Below are 17,133 nucleotides of genomic sequence, written 5' to 3' on the forward strand. Positions count from 1 at the left end.
TTTATAATTCATTAATTTCCTTTTCAATTAATCGGTATTTATCCTTCACATCTTCTCCTGAATAAAAGTCGAGCAAGTCTTTTTTAGTTAATGTTCCTTGACTTAAAAAGCGTTTCAAATATTCTTGGTTGAACTCCATTAAAAGGATGGATTTTTCCAATTGCTTTAAAATCGCTTTGTTATTGTCAATGTTATTCTGAACGAGTGATTTTATGATCAATACTTCGTTGATATCTTTGATAATACGATTTACCATCATTGCCAAAATATCTTTATCGAGTTCGACTTCCTTGGCATTTAAAGCAATATCACGAGCCAACATATAGGCAATGACTAAATTACTGTAATCTCCCTTTTGTGAATTGATAATGGCAACAAATCCAACTCCAGGAATGTAGCCTACATTTTCAAAGCTCTTTAAAACGGAGTTTTCAACTAATGAAATATCAAATACAATCAAACTCACTTTGCTGTCTCTGTTGGCTTGTGTTTCTATTAACTGACTCCAAGCCGTATCGGATTTACGAGTAAAAATGTCTTTGCTTTCAATGTCGCCTAAACGAACGCTTTTATCAAATTTACATTCAATAGCTATTTTTAAATCGGGTGTTCCGTTGACTTCACAGATAATATCACCAGTTTTATTTCTAGGCAAATTACCTGCTGTATTGCCAGTTATAAATGCACGGTCTTTCAATCGCTTATCTAGAAAATATTGATTTAAGAATTCTGCGACTTCATCCTCTGCTAATGTTCCTTTGATTGTTGATTTATAGAAAAGTTCTTTCTTCATTTCAAAAATCATCTTTAAACTTTCGAGTTCTGTTCCCAACTCATTAGATGTTTTTGAAAGAAAAGATGAAATACGGTCTTCCATTAAAGCCAATACACCAATGTAAATGGCTCTTAACAATTTTTCATCTCTTTCGCTTGCAGGAAGATTGTCGAAGTAATTGAAAACGATTTGATTTTCGATTTCAAATTCTTTGATTTCTATACGTTTGAGTTGTTGATTTATTTTTATTGTTGCCATTATTACTCACTAAATATTTCTATAATTTTTTGTCTAAAAGTATCAGTTAACACGAAGTTTTCATCAGATACAAAACTAATAGCTTTATAGGCTTTTCCGCTTGATACTTTTTCAGTCATTCCAAGTTCTTCTTCTATATCATTAATTAATATATGTGTTTTACCTAAAGAAATTTCTATACTTTCTTCAATTATTTTTGAAGATTTATCTGCGGTTGCCAATCCATCAGGATTTTTATTAACTTGATGGTCTTTGTCATAAACAGCCGAATATTTTATTCCAAATTTATTAAGTAAATTAATATAGAAAGGAATATTACTCTTACTTCCACAATCAATTATAGTAAAATCATATCTAAAAACACCTAATAATTTAGCAATCATTGGTATAACTGTCTTATCAGTTTGTCCTTCTACTAGAATGACTTTTTTAGCAAAGAACAATTCGCCTCTTTCAGGATTTATCCAATAACTTAAATTAAACTTCTTCTTTTCATCAACTTCTATAAAAATGTCATTGACATATTGTAAAATTTTTGTTCCATTTGTTATATTTTCTTTCTTGACTATACATATAGATTTATGATATTCTAAATCTAAAAATGAACTTGAATGTGTACATAAGATAACCTGACTTTCATCTTTTGACAAGTTGACTAGTGATGAAAATAATTCTCTTTGTGCTTGTGGATGCAAAAATAATTCTGGTTCTTCAAAAATGAAATATGTTGATTTTGAAGATTTTCGAGTAGAAACTTCCGAATCTTTATCATTTAATAAGGCTTCCCTATCTTGCTTCATGACCTTAGACCATGCTTTAATTAAAGCAAAAATTAAAGCTCTTTGTAAACCGTGACCTTTTCTTGAAATATCAGTTTTAATTCCATCATCAATTGAAACATTTGCACCAACTCTGAATATATCATCAACATTTGGTGTTGAAATTTGAATATCTATTTTGGTGTTCCAACTTATTAATTCCTCATCTAATAAATTTTCCAAAGACGCCAAATCTTTTGGTCTATCTTCGTTGATTTCACCATCATCATTTGTCTTATTAAGAATTTTGGTTAATTGAATAATTTTCTCTTTAGCTTCTTTAAATTGTGGATTATGTTCAGAAATTTTATTGATGACTCTAGAATAAAGCTGGCTAAATAAAGTATTTCCTCTAGGGTTTAATTCATCGGAAGCATTTTTTACAGAGGGAATGAAAAACAAATCACCAAAACTTCCTTTTGCAACATTTTTTAATCCCAAGAAATTGGATTCTTCAAGAACATGGTTAAAACTTATATCATCAATATTTGTAATTATATATTCATTCTGTGCTGTTTTAAATTGTTCAATTGTAATTGCACCTTTTATAGGCAAAAAACTGACTAATGGAAGAGTTTCTGCAACTTCTCTTTTTTTGAAGTCAGAAATCTTAGATTCTTTTAACCAATCTTCAGTAGCTTCTTCAATGTAACCATTATATGAAAAGCTTCCATTTTTTAGAGCTGTCTTTCTAACTTTGATTTTATTACTTGATGAAACATATTTTTTGAAAGTCGTATTTTCATATTCTGAAATTTCAGAAAATTCAATTTCGACCCACAATTCTTCAGCATCACCATTGAAATCAAGATAATGATGATTTATTTCACCAAAAAAGAACAATATAGAACTCAAAACATTTGACTTGCCATGATTATTTTGTCCAATAAAAATCATTAAATCTTGAAAAAATATTTCTTCATATACTATTGAACGCCAATTCGAAATTTTTAAATTACTTATTTTCATATGTTAATCATACTTAAACTTAACAAATTGGTTTATGTATGAATTCAAACCACTACCGTTCTGTGCAAGTCGTTTTAAATTCTCTACGTGATTTTGCCCAGCTTTTCGATGACTATATCTATATGTTCTAGCTGTTCCTGAAAATTTTACAATGATATAATCGGAACCTATTTCATAGAAGGAGACACCTGAATCTCCTCCTGAATTTCTGTATCTTTCCATTGTAAATATTAAACTCTAGAGTAGCGATATACTCCTTTAATATTCTGGGCTAGATACTGCCCATGCGAATCAGCACTCATTATCCCATCATAAACATGTTGAGGCACATCAAAATACTGATAGATTGTATTATTCAAAAATTCAATCTCTAATGTCGAAGTGTTTTCATCATATCCAATTGAGGCAATATTTGATGATGTTACAGGTTTTCTTTCCATTTTATATTTATTTAATTATACGTTCAATTTTCGGGTTTTGAGCTCTCCAAGTTTCAATAAACTCTTCATAATTTGGATCTTCTTCCATTTTATTACCCCATCCGCCAGGGCGAAGTGAATCTTTAGATTCAATTTCATCAAAAACAATTGGGTCTTGGCTATCTGGTCGTCTATCTTTTGAAGGAGCTCTAATTATTGTTCTCATAGGTAGTTTTACTGCTTCACCCAAAATTATTGCTTCACCAGTTTTTAAAATCGGCAACATACTTGTAAGTCCTTCAAGGTTATCAGAAACAGCACTTGTAATATGACTTCTGTCAGTAGAGTTTGAAAGTCTTAAAGCGAAGAAAGTACCACATTGAGAAAGAATTGTAGAATTTATTTCTGATGGTCTTTGGCTTACTATCATTGTTCCAATACCATATTTTCTACCCTCTTTTACTATTTTTTGGACAATTGTAAGAGCACTTCCTTCAGAGTTTAAATAATTGTGAGCTTCTTCCATTAACAATAATAGTGGTCTTTCCTTTCCTCCTTGAGATAGGTTTCGAGACCAAAATAAGCCATCGTAGATAATCCTTAATAAAACTCCAATTATCGTATTCAAGATTGTAATTGGAACACCTGATAAATCTAAAATTGTAATCGGTTTATTACTTCCAATCCAGCCTTTCATTAATGAGTCTATGTCTTGAGTGGTTTTACCATCTGCTTCAGGAGTCCACTCTTTTCCAGGCTTAAATATAAAGTCATATCTTGGGATTCTTAATTTTGACCCCAAAGAATGTAATTGCTGACTGCTATTTAAAACTGTATCTGAGAGCTGTTGAACCCTTTCACCATTTGCATTATTCTGATTTAATTTTTTAAAAATTGGGGGAATTGCTTCTTTGCCACTTCCTCTTAATTCATCACCACTAGCATCAGTTTCAAAGGCAAGATTTTCTAATTGTGAACCTTCTCGATCTCTATAAAATCTACCTAATGTTTCTGTATACAAATCATACCACAACTCATTTAAGTTAAAAGGTACTGGAGAATCTATATTAACAGTGTCTTTGTTAATGCCCTTACACGGATATTTTTCAATTGTTTTGATTTTTTCTTGTAAAATTCTCTCTAGAATAACATTTTGATCTTTTTCATTATTGAATTTACCAAAACTAATTTCACATAATTCTTCAAAACTTAAAGCCCAAAACGGAAGTAAAAGTTCTTTTTCAAGACTTCCTGCACTTTTATCAGCATTTATCTTATAAATATTGGCTTTGTCTTTTAATGCCTGACCATATTCACCGTGAATATCAAAAACTAAAATTCGAGAAGACGGATATTTCTTTGTATCTGATAAAGCATTTAATAAGCTTGCAACAGTTGTAGATTTCCCCGAACCTGTTGTTCCAACAACCGCAGAATGCCTTGTTATTAGTTTGTTTACATCAATTAATGCTGGAATAGATTCGGCACCTGCTATATGCCCAACATTCACAAAATAAGGTTTATCAGGTTGTCCGTATATCCTTTTTAAATCTTCCTCTGAAACTAAATGAACTTCGTCACTTATAGTTGGGTATTGGGAAATACCTCTTTGAAATTCGCCTGCTCTTTGTCCTTCACCAACTAATTGAATCGTAATCCATCTATTGCCATAAGGTTGATTTTCAATTTGATTTTCAGGTACAGCTCCTGCACCGACTTGTGTAATAATCCCAAATAAATAATTATATCCTATAGGTATTTTCACAAAGCTCCCAATTTGTCCAATTCGATAACCCTCTCCGTTGACATAAGTCAAACCTGATAGTGAATCATTAACCATTGCTACCCTTATGGTTGTACCAGTTACATCTTGAACTGTTCCTAAATATGTAGAATTATTTTTCATCTAAATTAGTTTGCTTGTCGCCAATAAGTGCTTGAAGGAAATCGCCTAGCTTTGAAAAATTGCCTAATTTTAACTGATGAACTTTTTTATCATAACACTCTGCTAAGTTATCTTCGTCTTCAATATCATCTGATATTTTCCATTTACCTCTAACAGTTCCAATCATTGCTTCATCATAGCTCCACAAAGCAAGATTGTTTCTCCTTTTTGCTCTTTCAATTGCCTCTGGATATCTTTCAATTATTTCTCCTCCTTTTTCGTAGGTCATAGTATCAAACATTAAGGCTATAGCCATTGAATTCGGGTTAGATTTTAGAGCATTTATTATTGTATCGTTTAAATGTTGATCATTAAAAGAATATCCACTAATAATTAGTAATGAGTTAGGTAGCCTAATAAATCGATTTAATTGATCAATTAAAGCGAGATATGGCATTTTTCTGCTTTGCTCATATTTCAAATGAGAAGGATATATCAAATATGAATCACCATTAGCCTTTGTTAAACTCGACCTATAAACCTCTTTGTTTTCCTTTTGAAACCAATTTATAGAGCCATGAATTTTCCATAATCTTGTCCAATGTTTAGGAATTAAATTGTCCTCTACTGCACGCAAATCGAAAAAAGATTGTCTTGAACCTACAAATCCATCAAAATAGGGAATAGATAAATCTTCAAAAGCTTCTTCAAGAAGCAAATCATAATTTGTAGTAAATACCTCAATTGGTTTTTCTCTATCAATTGAAATCCATTGGGCAAGTTTATGGTAGGGCGTATCTTTATCAGGGAGATTTACTTCAAGTTTTTCGACAATTTTATCGCAAATATTTTTTTCAAGTTCAACCAAGTTTTCTTTTGTAAATCCCCTGACAGAATTTCCAACAGAGACTTCCTTTAACCCGCGAAGGAAGCTCAGTATATCTTCAATATTATTTGATTTTAAATTTGATAAGATTACTTCATCAATTAATTTATCAAAATTATTTTTTTCTTCCGTTTTAGATTTTAGCTCATCTGTAACAAACTGAGTTAGTTTTGCTACATCAGGTATTAAAGGCCATTTATCATCTGGCATATTTACTGCAAGAGGACAACCTGCTGAAATAAAAAAACCTAATGGTTTCTTGTCCTGTGATAGTGTTTGTCTTAAAAACTTTATATGTTTTATTGGGTCGTGTGTTGTCATACTACATTATTTATTTCTATTTAATCTCCTCGCCGACAACTTCTTCCAAATACTATCCGCAAGTTTCATTTCTTTTGATAATTAAATTTATCCTTTAGTTCATTCATAAAATAAGCGCCAAGAGAAGGTGACCCCATTAAATCTTCATACACCTTTTTCGGCACATCAAAATACTGATAAACAGCTCCGTGGTGAAATTCTATTTCCAATACCTTCTTTTCTGCATCATAGCCTACTGAGGCAATATTGGAAGACACTACGGGAATGCGTTCTGATTTTCCTATGTGACCTTCTTTTAAAATTGATAGTAATTGTTTGCCAAGGGCAGTGCTAAGATATTTTTGATCTCTACTCGTGGGTGTATCAGGAAGCGTGAGTTGAAGCCAACCTGCATCAATTAATGGTTTGAGATGGCTTCTGAAATTTTTGGTGTTATTGTATAATCCAATTTTATCGAAAATAGCCTCCCTAGATTTAGGCTCTATGCAATATTGGAGTAACTGTTTGGCTTTTGGTGTAATGCTATCTCGAATGGCTTCTTTGTCTCTGTCTCCAATTTCAGAGACAGAGAGCCTAAGATAAGGATTAATATCGCTTAAACTTTTGAATTCAAGTACTTTATCATAGTCTCTTCTAAGTTCCTTTTCCTGACCTAAGATGGAATTCGTAAGCGGATGTACAGGCAGAATACACAAAAAGTAAGCATTGTTTTCGTCTGTTTCAAAAACAGGTGGAGGCGAACCATTTTCGGCTAAGCTTTTGTGAATAATAGGCAATCCTGTTCCTCTGCCTTCCGTGAGTTTCAGCTCTTTTAAAAATCCACCTAGTTTACGATTTCTATAATCCCGAGTGACCACTCTTTGTTTATTCAGCATCGCTTGGTTGATAGGTGGCATAGGGCCCGGAAAACTCAATATTTCAATTTTATCTTTATGAATTTGAATCTCAACAGGGTTTTGTCGCTCATAGCTTTTATGATAAACGGCATTGACCACCGCCTCCTCTATGGCTTGAAAAGGATAGTTGAAGAAACGTATCGATTCCGCTTGCTTAGCTGATTTAACCACCAATTCTTCGACAATAGTTGATTTAAAATACTGCAAAACATCTCTAATCTGCTGGATGATAGATCCCATAAATAACTTTTCGGTATAATCTTTTCCAACTTCATTTTTATGAAAAACTAGATCGATTTTTGCTTCAGAAAAGAATTTTTCAGGGTGCTCATTAAACAAAAGTAATCCGGCATTTGTAGGACGTAGTAGCTCGTCTGAACCTTTGGCTATCATTAGAAGTCTGCATAATTCAGAGAATGGCATTTTTGTACTCTCTTCATATAAGGAGCTCATCACTTCTTTTAAATAGTTTTGAATCAAACGCAAATTCAAATCATCTAAGGTAGCGGTTTGGTTTATTCGGTCATCAAATGGGATGCGTGCCGTGAGTTCAATAAGCCTTCTTTCATCATCGGAACCATCTTTTACTTTTATCGTTTTTGAACCACGTTTAATATACATGGCTCTTTCTGTTCTTTTTTCGCTTAAACTAATGGGAGCTTTGTAGGGTCTGTTATCTCCAGCGGGAGCAAAAACAACCAGTATATACCTCTCGTTCATCAAATAAGGCTGAAAAACAGGTATATAAACCGGACTTAATTTATGAGACAGTTCAATCAGTTTTTTTTGGATAGCATCCAATTCTTGAACCTGTAAACCAATAGGTGGTAACTTGGCTTTCCCATTTTCTTCTTCAACTCCAATGATGACATAACCTCCATCCCAATTGTTGATATCATTGGCGTATGCACATAAAGAGTGAATGACATCCTCTGGATTCCATCCTTTCTTTAACTCAATCCGATCCCATTCAACCGTATTGCCGTGAAGTAATTCATCTATGTTTATGGGTAATGCCATTATTTATTAAATCATATTAAAATCTTTCACTATTCTGTTTGGTAAATTCTGATCAAACCAATGCCAAATATCAAAACGATATGTTCCCTTTTCCCAACAGTAAAAATCCGACTCAATTTCATCATCTAAATTAAATGGAATATCAGCAAATGCTGACCACATTTTTTCTAAATCAGGGATATTCATTTCTTCTTATTCGCTTTTAAACATTTTGCTCTTTCCTCTGCTATTTTCAGTGCTTCTATTCCTAAATCTTCACCTTGAATTTCATTCAAAATTTTATCGCTTAGGAACGAAACCAAAAGTTCGTCTGCGTTGTAGTCATATATGTCCGCAAGTTTCAGAACTACCTCTTTTGTAATTTTTCGTTCACCACGCTCCATTTTGCTTAAGATTGCTACATCAATGTCGAGCAACGCAGCAACTTTCCTTAATGGAAGCTCTTTTTCTTCTCGAATACATCTTAACTTTTCACCTATTGTTTTTGTTGACATACTGTGTCAAATTAAAAAATATTTTTGATTTGTCATCACTTATTTGCGAATTCTTTTCAGCATCTTGCAGTGGGTCTGGAAATTGGCAATTTTGCTAAACTTTAGTTGTTGGTCTGCTTATATGGTTTTGCTGGATAGGTTATAGCTATCTAATAATAAAAGTATTCCCTAATAATAAATTACTATCAAGTTAAATTCCACCCATAAAGTCTCCTAGAAAATTAGTAACATGGAACTAAGGGAATAGCAAGAGGGTAACATGATAAAGCGGTGTCACGTATTTGTTTCCCCTTAGTTTTCAGTTGTTTATAGAGACTAAATGAATAGAGTTCTAATCTTTTTTCACGGAAAAACGCTCGTAAGCCAATAAAATCAATAAATTTTTTACTAATAAATCAAATTTTAGCGCAGAATTCTCCAAAAACACTTCATAGTATTAGCTCGATAGATGTTGGGGCTTTTAATACGCAAAACAATTGAAATGCCAACATCTATTCGGAACATTCTAAATTTAATATTTTTATCACTGTCCTTTACTTTTTGACAATAATAGTTTTTCGATTGCGTCGTAGCTAGCCAATTGTGCATCAGGCAATATACTATCCACCAAATCCAATACAGTGGCTATGGTCAGATCCTTTGAGCAATTGTTCAGTCTAGGTGAAGCAAAGTCGTTCTCACTGTCCAATGCCAAGATGCATGTCCTTAACAAGCAAGATATAATATAACGCAGTTCACCATTGTCTGATACTTCAAAGGTCACTTCCTGCATAACAGAGTTGCCCTCCCTCCTATAGTATTTGCGCTCTCTGGGGCTCAATAGCATAAAGACTCTTTCCATTGTTTTGTTGTCCTTTTTATGCTTTTTATTTTTTGTTTTCATCAGCTAGGTTTTAATTATATTGTTGCATGAGTGTCACAGTGGACTTTTTTTAAATGTTTCAGTTGTGTTTCACCTATTTGGTGAGCCTCCTTTAAAAACTGCTTACAGCGTTTCAAAACCGTGTCCACATTCTTTAACCCAAAGTCGTTTGTTCCATTTGTGCCTTTAAATCGCATGATTTCAGATACGTTACAAAGCATGTAGTACTGGCGTTGCAGGCCAAAGGTTTTTTGGGGGAATATGTTATTGGGCAGAGATGTTAAAATGCTGCACAGGTGCAATAAATAGGACAAGGCATAATGATGGGGCTTAAACTCCCAAAACACATACAACAGCCCCAAACATATTTGTTCCATCGCATTATGGAGTACCGCAAGCTTCGATAATGGTTCTTCTTCTTCATGGATAACATCAATAATGGAAAACAAATATTTTGCCCGTTTCATACGGTGCTTCCAAATGGTTTTAATCTCTTTGTATATTGATACATGATACATCAACCCATATTGGCTATATCTTGACAACGCATTATCTTGTTTATATAAATAAGGTGTTTCTTTTAATGTGCGTGTTAAAAAATTATCGCCAATATCAATCCTTTCCATAAGGTTAGATATGCTGCAATATATAATATAGACCTTACAGTGTTGCCCCATCTTATTGTACACTTCTTCCATAAAATCATCTAAATTTTTATGGAGTGTTTTATTGCCTACAATTAACAAAGTGTAAATTGCTTCCAGATGAATCTGTTTGCTTTGTGGTGGCAAATAAGTAACTTGTTTGTTTTTGCACTTATCCATATTGATGACATACACCGAATGTAAAGGGATCAAGCTCTTTAAAAGAAGTAAGAGTTTTTTTTGTAATGGGAATTTTGTGGGAACTTTTGTTTTCATGTTAATTTGCTTTCCATAAATTAATAGCCATTTTTCAGTGTACCAAACCAAAGCAAGTTGTTTTATACTATCCTGAATTTGTTTTTTACTAGAGTGGTAATTTTTAGAAAAAATCTTATATTTGGATTATGGAAACAGCAACAAAACCAAACCACATCGGTAGAAAGATTAGCCGAATCAGAGAGCTTAGAGGCATGAAACAAGAAACCTTAGCAGAGGAACTTGGAATTAGCCAACAAGCAGTCTCTAAAATTGAGCAGTCTGAAACCATTGAAGATGACAAACTGGAACAGATTGCAAATGTTTTAGGCGTTACTAAAGAAGGTATTGAAAATTTTTCGGATGAAGCCGTTTTTAATATAATTAATAATACTTATAACAATAATAGTAGTGATAATTCTACTTTGATTTCAAGTTCCGTAAACTACCAGCCGACTTTTAATACTGTGGAGAAAATCGTTGAACTTTATGAACGTCTAGTTCAGGCAGAAAAAGACAAAATCGAGTATTTGGAGAAACTACTTAAAAAATAATAACAGAAGAAAGTAATTGCTAATTATTAAAATTTCAAAAATTCCCTTTTTATACTTCACCTAGCTGCAATGGGTGTGTATCTAAAAGGGAATTTTATTATCTATTTTATGAATTTTGATAAACTGATTGTGGCTCATTCTTTTCGTTCAAAAACTGTTTCCCTTAACTTTTTCATATCATCGCTTACCTTACGTTCTATGACCTTGGCATAAATCTGAGTCGTCGATATTCTGGAATGTCCCAACAATTTAGAGACTGTTTTAATTGGCATGCCATTACTCAATGTTACTGTGGTAGCAAACGTATGTCTGGCTATATGAAAGGTCAGGTTTTTTTTGATTTGGCACAAGTCTGCTATTTCCTTTAGATAGGCATTCAATTTCTGGTTTGAGATTGTTGGAAACAGATTCTCATGAAACTTTGATTTTCTGTTTGTTTTATATTTTTCAATTATTTCCAATGCTTGTGGCAACAATGGTATCCTGATGGACTTGGTCGTTTTCTCTCGTTTATAGTGAATCCATAGTTCTCCGTCGATTCCTATGTTAATGTTATCTTCCGTCAAGTTAATGACATCAATATAGCTTAGACTGGTATAGCAACTGAATACAAAAAGGTCTTTGACCAGTTGCAATCGTTCAATTGTAAATTGCTTATCCTCTACCGCTCTCAATTCTTCTAGGCTTAAAAAGCCCCGTTCCGTTTTTATGAACTGTGATTTGCAATTAACAAAAGGGTCTCTGTCTAACCAACCCAATTTAAATGCTAGGTTTATTAGTTTCCTAAACCTTTCTATATGTTTCATCACCGTGTTGTTGCCCATTGGTTTTTGATGGTCATCGGGTAAGTGTCCTCTTAAATATTTCTCAAACTTGATAATGAAGTTATAATCCAGTTCCTTTAGGTATTTATCTGATGTTCTATAGGTTTTCACTAAAAAATCTGAAATATACTTTTGTGTGGTATAATAGTTCTTTTGAGTTCCCCACTTTAACTTCCCCTGCATATCCTCGTTATGGTACTTGATGATATCTATTACGGAATGGTTCTCTTCATCTTCCCCCAAATATCTTGCCTTTATGGCTTGAGAGATTACGAGCTTGTGTTCCAATTTTAAATCTTGGTAGCATTTAAAAAGGCTGCTGTTTACCTCTTCTAAATAATTGTTAAGGATTCTTGTGTTTTGGTTAGTACCTCTTGACCTTCCCTTGTGGGCATCCCAATCTGTTACGGGAACTTTCCGCTTTAAACTGATAGTTGCTCTTTTACCATTGACCGTGATTCGTGCGTAAATAGAGGCTTGGTTTTCTTTTACTCTGGAAAAATCTGCCCAGAACAGAATACTGAAAGTTGTTGTCGTTTTCATGATTTCATCGTTTTGTTAATAATGGTTTTATTACCAGATGAAAGTCAAATCACTTTAAAGATACATTTAATATCACAACAAATTGCTCAATTTTAACAATTCGGTCAACACTTTTTTAAAATGGTGTTTGTTATACGATTTGTTGACCTTTTTAACAGTATTTTTTGTATTCTTATGATATTGATAAAAATGCAAAAACCTGTAAATCATACGATTAACAGGTTTTTGATATTGATTGATATACAACTTTGTCGGGGTGGCAGGTAGCCTTTCCAAAACATATGTTTTTAATATTCAAATAGTTACGTGTCCATTTACTTCTTGGTAACCGAATAGGTAACTTATTTAATAAGAACTTTTGTTATATTTTGCTCTTAATTTAAGAGCGGTGCAAATATAATTTGGTTTTAATTATAAAACAAAAACAACTTATATTAATTGCTGGATTTTCACTTTTCATCAACAATAGTTCTTAAATAGAAAAAATCATAAGGAAAAAACCTCTATTTTTTATAAGAAATTATATAGCCGCCAAATTTATTACTTCCAAACGATTTGATTATTTTCAATAAAAAAGATTCGCTCTTCTTTACCCTCCGTATGATTTTTAAGCCATAGTAAAGCACCTTTGGGTATATTTGAATACTCAATACTATTTTTAGACGCTGTTTTTACACCAAGTGACTTCCATTGGTTATCCCAATAAAACAATTCATATACCATACCTGGATAAACGTTGTTTTTAGGGTTTCGAGGAGCAAAACCAACATGTGTAACTTTTTGCTTGATTCCCAAATCAAGACCTACCCATGTTAAATTCGGTGGTGCATCTGAAAATATGGCGGTTGGAACAGATGTTTCTATTCCATTTTCGTACTTATAAACATTTACATAGGTTAATAAATCCTCATCAAACAAAATATCCATATTCTCTTTCGTAACCCCTTTTGAAAAAATGTAATCGCCTTTTAAAGTTGTTAAACCTAGTTTGTTGTTATCAGATGTATAAAACGAAAGACTTGCCAAACCATATTTACTATCATCCATTATTTTTGGATACACAAATCTTACAAACCTAAATTCTGAATCCTTAATATCAATAATATTATCATCATCTATTGGAGTTTCTTTAATCCGACAAAGTTCAACTGCATTTCTAAAATCCCTAAAATTAGAACCTTCAAAACGACCTCCAATTAACGGCTTAGAAAGGTCTACAAACCAACTATTGTAAGGGAATTTTCTTTCAAATTCATAGAATGTATATTCTTTTTCTGGTTCTAAATAGCGTAAGGTTCCATCGACATTGAGAACAAAAGGACTTGATATGGGAATATCTAAAATACCATTGTCATTTTCGACCATAGCTAAATATACAACCTCTTTTCCTCCTATATTTTTAAAAGTGACATGATCCCCTTCCAATGCAGCCCCATCAATAGGAACCCATGTGTTATATGCTTTGGGATCAAAGATACATAAGTAAGCGATTTCATTATTTTTATAAATCTTTGGAGCTTTTATAGTGACATTATATACATCCGTAAACTTTTCTGTAACATCATCCCATTCGAAATGGCTTAACTTGCTATTAATTCTTTTCTTTAGCTCTGAATTATTATTCTTTGGTATACTTGATTCTTTATATATTTTTGTTATCTGACTTTCTGGTTCAAAATCTCCTGGGTTTTGACCACCACAATGAAACCCTTGCCATTGTCCCAAGGTATCCAAAACGGCTACTAAAAGATGATTACCTCCACTAAAACCATCTTTATCAGTGAATAGCCTTGTTATTGGAATACCTAAAGATCGCATGACTTCAACTGTATGGCTTGTTACCATAACACAATTTCCATCTATTCCCAATTCTGTCATAAATGGCCCAGGTATAGAATAGGTAAAAGGACTCATTTTAATATTAAAACTACCTCTAAATGGTTTATAAAGAGGTAATAATTTTTCATTAAGTATTTTACAGACAAGAACAGGGTCGCTTTCATTTGCTAAAGAATCTATGAGTGGTTTGTATTTATTGAAATAATATTTTCTCCAAGCATTTGGCTTTTGTTGACCACTTCTATATGGTAAGATATATTCACTGAATTGATCAAATGTCAAATGTCTAGCCCAAGGTAAATTCCATGCCTTAAAGGCATAATCAATGTTTTCAATTAAAAAATCAGAAGATATGTTTTCAATATCAGAATAGTTTTTAAGGTCTGCTGATAAACTTGAATAGGCATTCCTGCTTTCTAAAGACTTTAAAAAATTAATAAACTTCTCGGTTTTAAGCATGCCGATAATCTTCTTTTCTTTAAAATTTGGTATTTTTTCATATTCGTTTTTAAGAGAGTCCTTTGCTGCCAAAATAGCTTGAAGACCTTGGCCATCTTTATAAAAATAGTAAGGCATATTAACAATTAAAAAAGAGGCTGCCTTATATTTCAAGCTATCTTTAGGTGCTTTATAATGATCTAATACTTTTTCTAATTCAACCCTGTTATCACCTGCCAATTCAAGAGCATTTTCTAAATCGGCATCCTTATTTGCACAAGAATTTAATCCAATAATTATAATTAATAAAATAAATTTTGCGGTTATTTTTTTCATAAGTAATATTTATTAGTGTTTTAAATTAAGAATACATTATAAATTTTCATGATACAATAAGGATAATCTATTTATTAATTATGTAATAATAATTTAGAAGAGTCTACCTTCCATAAATTTTAGGCAAAGGATCTTTAATTATCATTTCGGCATTGATAAATGGTGTTATCTTATTATTGACATCACTGTTTTCTGGATGATTTTCATCTCTATTATCACATTCTAGTAAATTATTTTCATAATAATTAGTCATCCTATAATATACACCATTATCACAATCTCCTTCATCATTATAAACAACGACGTTTCCTCCAATCTCAATGTTTCCTCTTAGAGTATAGTCTTTAACTTTTGCTCGCATATGGACTAAGGCCCGATCCATCATAATGTCATTTTCTAAAAAAGCTTGCCCCGCGATTTTCGCATCATTACTATAGGTTCCCCCTTTAATAAATGCGTTATCAGTGACTATAACATGATCAGAAATAATGGCATCTTTTACCAAGGCTCTTTCTTCAATGCGTACATGACCAGTAATTTTTGAATTCCCCAAAACCATGGCATAAGGACCAACATAAACACTGTCGGCAACCAATGCAGAATTTTCAACCCAACCTCCACCATTAGAATGGGTAGTTCCATTTTTTTTTAGTTGTTTTCTAAAATTTGAAGCTTCTTGATAACCTTCAGGAACACCTCCTAGGATGTTAAGTTCATAAGGAAAATGAAAATGCTTAGGATACCCCTTCCATGTATCGGTGGTAGTATTAGTTGTTATACTATCTTTAGGAGCTCCCATTACTACGAAATATAATTCCGTCTCATTTGAAAGCATTTGATATTCTATTTCTAATTCATTTTCATCATACATCTCACCATATCTAGTTGTTTTTCCATCTGAACTCACAAATCCATATCTCCAACCAGCATGACTATTTGCTTCAATATGACCTTTAAACTTTATATGTATTAAATGTGAATCATCATTTGGATAAATAGGAATAATATTATAAGCAAATTCTTCTGGAGCAAGATGAATTGGTACAGAAAAGTGGGTTGACATACTTTTATCTTGATCCAGAATTGTCCAAACAGACTGCATAGACTCTAAGCTTTTTTCCAAATCAAGGTTCCTCTTTTCCCTAAAATAATGTCCAATGTTTTTTATCGAAAAATCATATGTAGCCATTTTTTTTGCGTAAACATTGAAAAGATGATCATTGAGTTCTTTTATTGAAAAATTACTTAACCTTTTGTATGCTTGTATAGGATACTCCTCTGCTTTAGATTCTTGCCACAAACGATTTATTATATTCATACCATCGGCTTCAACGATACCAATAAGATAAGCGAAGTTTTCATAAATATTGACCCAATTGCCAAATGTTTCTATATGATCCCAGTCTGCACCCCAAGCATTTACAAGCTCGGGATAAATTAAAGATCTCATAAAATTAGCATGCGTTTCCCAAAATATTCCTGAATTTTTCCATGCGTCGCCTAACTCTTTCGGTTTGCGATAATCGATATTATTTTGTGCTTGAAGGCTGTGAATTATTTCATGTGCCGATGCGTGTCCGCCTTTCGCCGCTTTAGGATGTAACCACAAGGTTCCCATAATATTATCTTGGCTACCACCAAAAGCCCATCCAGTTGAACCTTCTTCACCAAAGGTATGGTTCATAACTAATGCTATTTTATATTTGGCAAGATTAGTGCCTGGTGTTTCTAGAGCAAAACCATAATCTTTATAGATTTGATAAATAATCTCCATATTTCTAAGCACTTCCTCAGGATCAAAGGCATAATCTGGATTATCAGAATAATTTACAGGATCTGTTCCAACAGTATTTCCCCAAATAACAATAAAATTATTGCTCTGTGCTGTTTTATCCAATGAAAACTGAGCGCCATCGTGCGTACTGGAATCTGCTAAATATTCAGGGATATGAGCTGCTTTTTGAGCAAATAAAAACGGTGACATTAATAATAATAAATAGAAATTTAAATTCATATGTATAAATACTTTTTAAAGGTTCCTTTTCGTCTCAAATTTTAAATTCAAAATAATCTGTTATAAACTATTACATTTTGTTG

Annotated in this window: 15 protein-coding genes; 1 reads left to right on the top strand and 14 read right to left on the bottom strand. The window is 32.6% G+C overall.

Annotated elements, in window-relative coordinates:
* Window position 1: 1 nt before the first annotated feature.
* From QLS71_RS02970 to QLS71_RS03020, 11 genes are all read right to left on the bottom strand, one after another.
* The gene (locus tag QLS71_RS02970; RefSeq protein WP_308990430.1) at window positions 2-1,033 is read right to left on the bottom strand and encodes a hypothetical protein; all 1,032 of its coding nucleotides are present in this window, start codon (window positions 1,031-1,033) and stop codon (window positions 2-4) included.
* A 2-nt stretch (window positions 1,034-1,035) separates the two neighbouring features.
* Entirely contained in the window at window positions 1,036-2,820 is a 1,785-nt protein-coding gene (locus tag QLS71_RS02975) for an AAA family ATPase (protein WP_308990431.1), read from the bottom strand.
* Window positions 2,821-2,823: 3 nt separating this feature from the next.
* Window positions 2,824-3,042, bottom strand: a complete 219-nt coding sequence (locus QLS71_RS02980) for a hypothetical protein (protein ID WP_308990432.1) — start codon at window positions 3,040-3,042, stop codon at window positions 2,824-2,826.
* An 8-nt stretch (window positions 3,043-3,050) separates the two neighbouring features.
* Window positions 3,051-3,260 (bottom strand): KTSC domain-containing protein, encoded by a 210-nt coding sequence (locus tag QLS71_RS02985; RefSeq protein WP_308990433.1) that lies wholly within the window; start codon window positions 3,258-3,260, stop codon window positions 3,051-3,053.
* A 7-nt stretch (window positions 3,261-3,267) separates the two neighbouring features.
* A complete protein-coding gene (locus QLS71_RS02990; protein WP_308990434.1) occupies window positions 3,268-5,145 on the bottom strand; it encodes a helicase HerA-like domain-containing protein in 1,878 nt (625 codons plus the stop codon).
* Complete coding sequence (locus QLS71_RS02995; RefSeq protein WP_308990435.1) at window positions 5,135-6,331, bottom strand: SIR2 family protein; 1,197 nt, start codon at window positions 6,329-6,331, stop codon at window positions 5,135-5,137. The genes QLS71_RS02990 and QLS71_RS02995 overlap by 11 nt, the downstream gene beginning before the upstream one ends.
* 65 nt (window positions 6,332-6,396) lie before the next feature.
* On the bottom strand, window positions 6,397-8,247 hold the full coding sequence (locus QLS71_RS03000) for a KTSC domain-containing protein (protein ID WP_308990436.1): 1,851 nt from the start codon (window positions 8,245-8,247) through the stop codon (window positions 6,397-6,399).
* Window positions 8,248-8,253: 6 nt separating this feature from the next.
* Window positions 8,254-8,433 carry a hypothetical protein gene (locus QLS71_RS03005; protein WP_308990437.1) on the bottom strand — a complete coding sequence of 60 codons (180 nt, stop codon included), beginning with the start codon at window positions 8,431-8,433 and terminating at the stop codon, window positions 8,254-8,256.
* Window positions 8,430-8,741 carry a helix-turn-helix transcriptional regulator gene (locus tag QLS71_RS03010; protein WP_308990438.1) on the bottom strand — a complete coding sequence of 104 codons (312 nt, stop codon included), beginning with the start codon at window positions 8,739-8,741 and terminating at the stop codon, window positions 8,430-8,432. The genes QLS71_RS03005 and QLS71_RS03010 overlap by 4 nt, the downstream gene beginning before the upstream one ends.
* A gap of 523 nt (window positions 8,742-9,264) precedes the next feature.
* Window positions 9,265-9,624 carry a hypothetical protein gene (locus QLS71_RS03015; protein ID WP_308990439.1) on the bottom strand — a complete coding sequence of 120 codons (360 nt, stop codon included), beginning with the start codon at window positions 9,622-9,624 and terminating at the stop codon, window positions 9,265-9,267.
* Between the two features lie 14 nt (window positions 9,625-9,638).
* Window positions 9,639-10,523 carry a hypothetical protein gene (locus QLS71_RS03020; RefSeq protein WP_308990440.1) on the bottom strand — a complete coding sequence of 295 codons (885 nt, stop codon included), beginning with the start codon at window positions 10,521-10,523 and terminating at the stop codon, window positions 9,639-9,641.
* A gap of 128 nt (window positions 10,524-10,651) precedes the next feature.
* Here QLS71_RS03020 and QLS71_RS03025 point away from each other — a divergent pair, with 128 nt between their 5' ends.
* Complete coding sequence (locus QLS71_RS03025) at window positions 10,652-11,056, top strand: helix-turn-helix domain-containing protein (protein ID WP_111309755.1); 405 nt, start codon at window positions 10,652-10,654, stop codon at window positions 11,054-11,056.
* Between the two features lie 134 nt (window positions 11,057-11,190).
* On the opposite strand, the gene QLS71_RS03030 is transcribed toward QLS71_RS03025, so the two are convergent.
* The 3 genes from QLS71_RS03030 to QLS71_RS03040 all read right to left on the bottom strand — a co-directional run bounded on the left by QLS71_RS03030 (window position 11,191) and on the right by QLS71_RS03040 (window position 17,050).
* Window positions 11,191-12,423, bottom strand: coding sequence for a site-specific integrase (locus QLS71_RS03030; RefSeq protein ID WP_308990441.1), 1,233 nt, complete (start codon window positions 12,421-12,423; stop codon window positions 11,191-11,193).
* Between the two features lie 540 nt (window positions 12,424-12,963).
* Window positions 12,964-15,036, bottom strand: coding sequence for a hypothetical protein (locus tag QLS71_RS03035; protein WP_308990442.1), 2,073 nt, complete (start codon window positions 15,034-15,036; stop codon window positions 12,964-12,966).
* Between the two features lie 103 nt (window positions 15,037-15,139).
* Window positions 15,140-17,050 carry a DUF6055 domain-containing protein gene (locus QLS71_RS03040; protein ID WP_308990443.1) on the bottom strand — a complete coding sequence of 637 codons (1,911 nt, stop codon included), beginning with the start codon at window positions 17,048-17,050 and terminating at the stop codon, window positions 15,140-15,142.
* Between the last annotated feature and the right edge of the window lie 83 nt (window positions 17,051-17,133).

This window comes from Mariniflexile litorale (genome assembly GCF_031128465.2).
GTDB lineage: Bacteria > Bacteroidota > Bacteroidia > Flavobacteriales > Flavobacteriaceae > Mariniflexile > Mariniflexile litorale.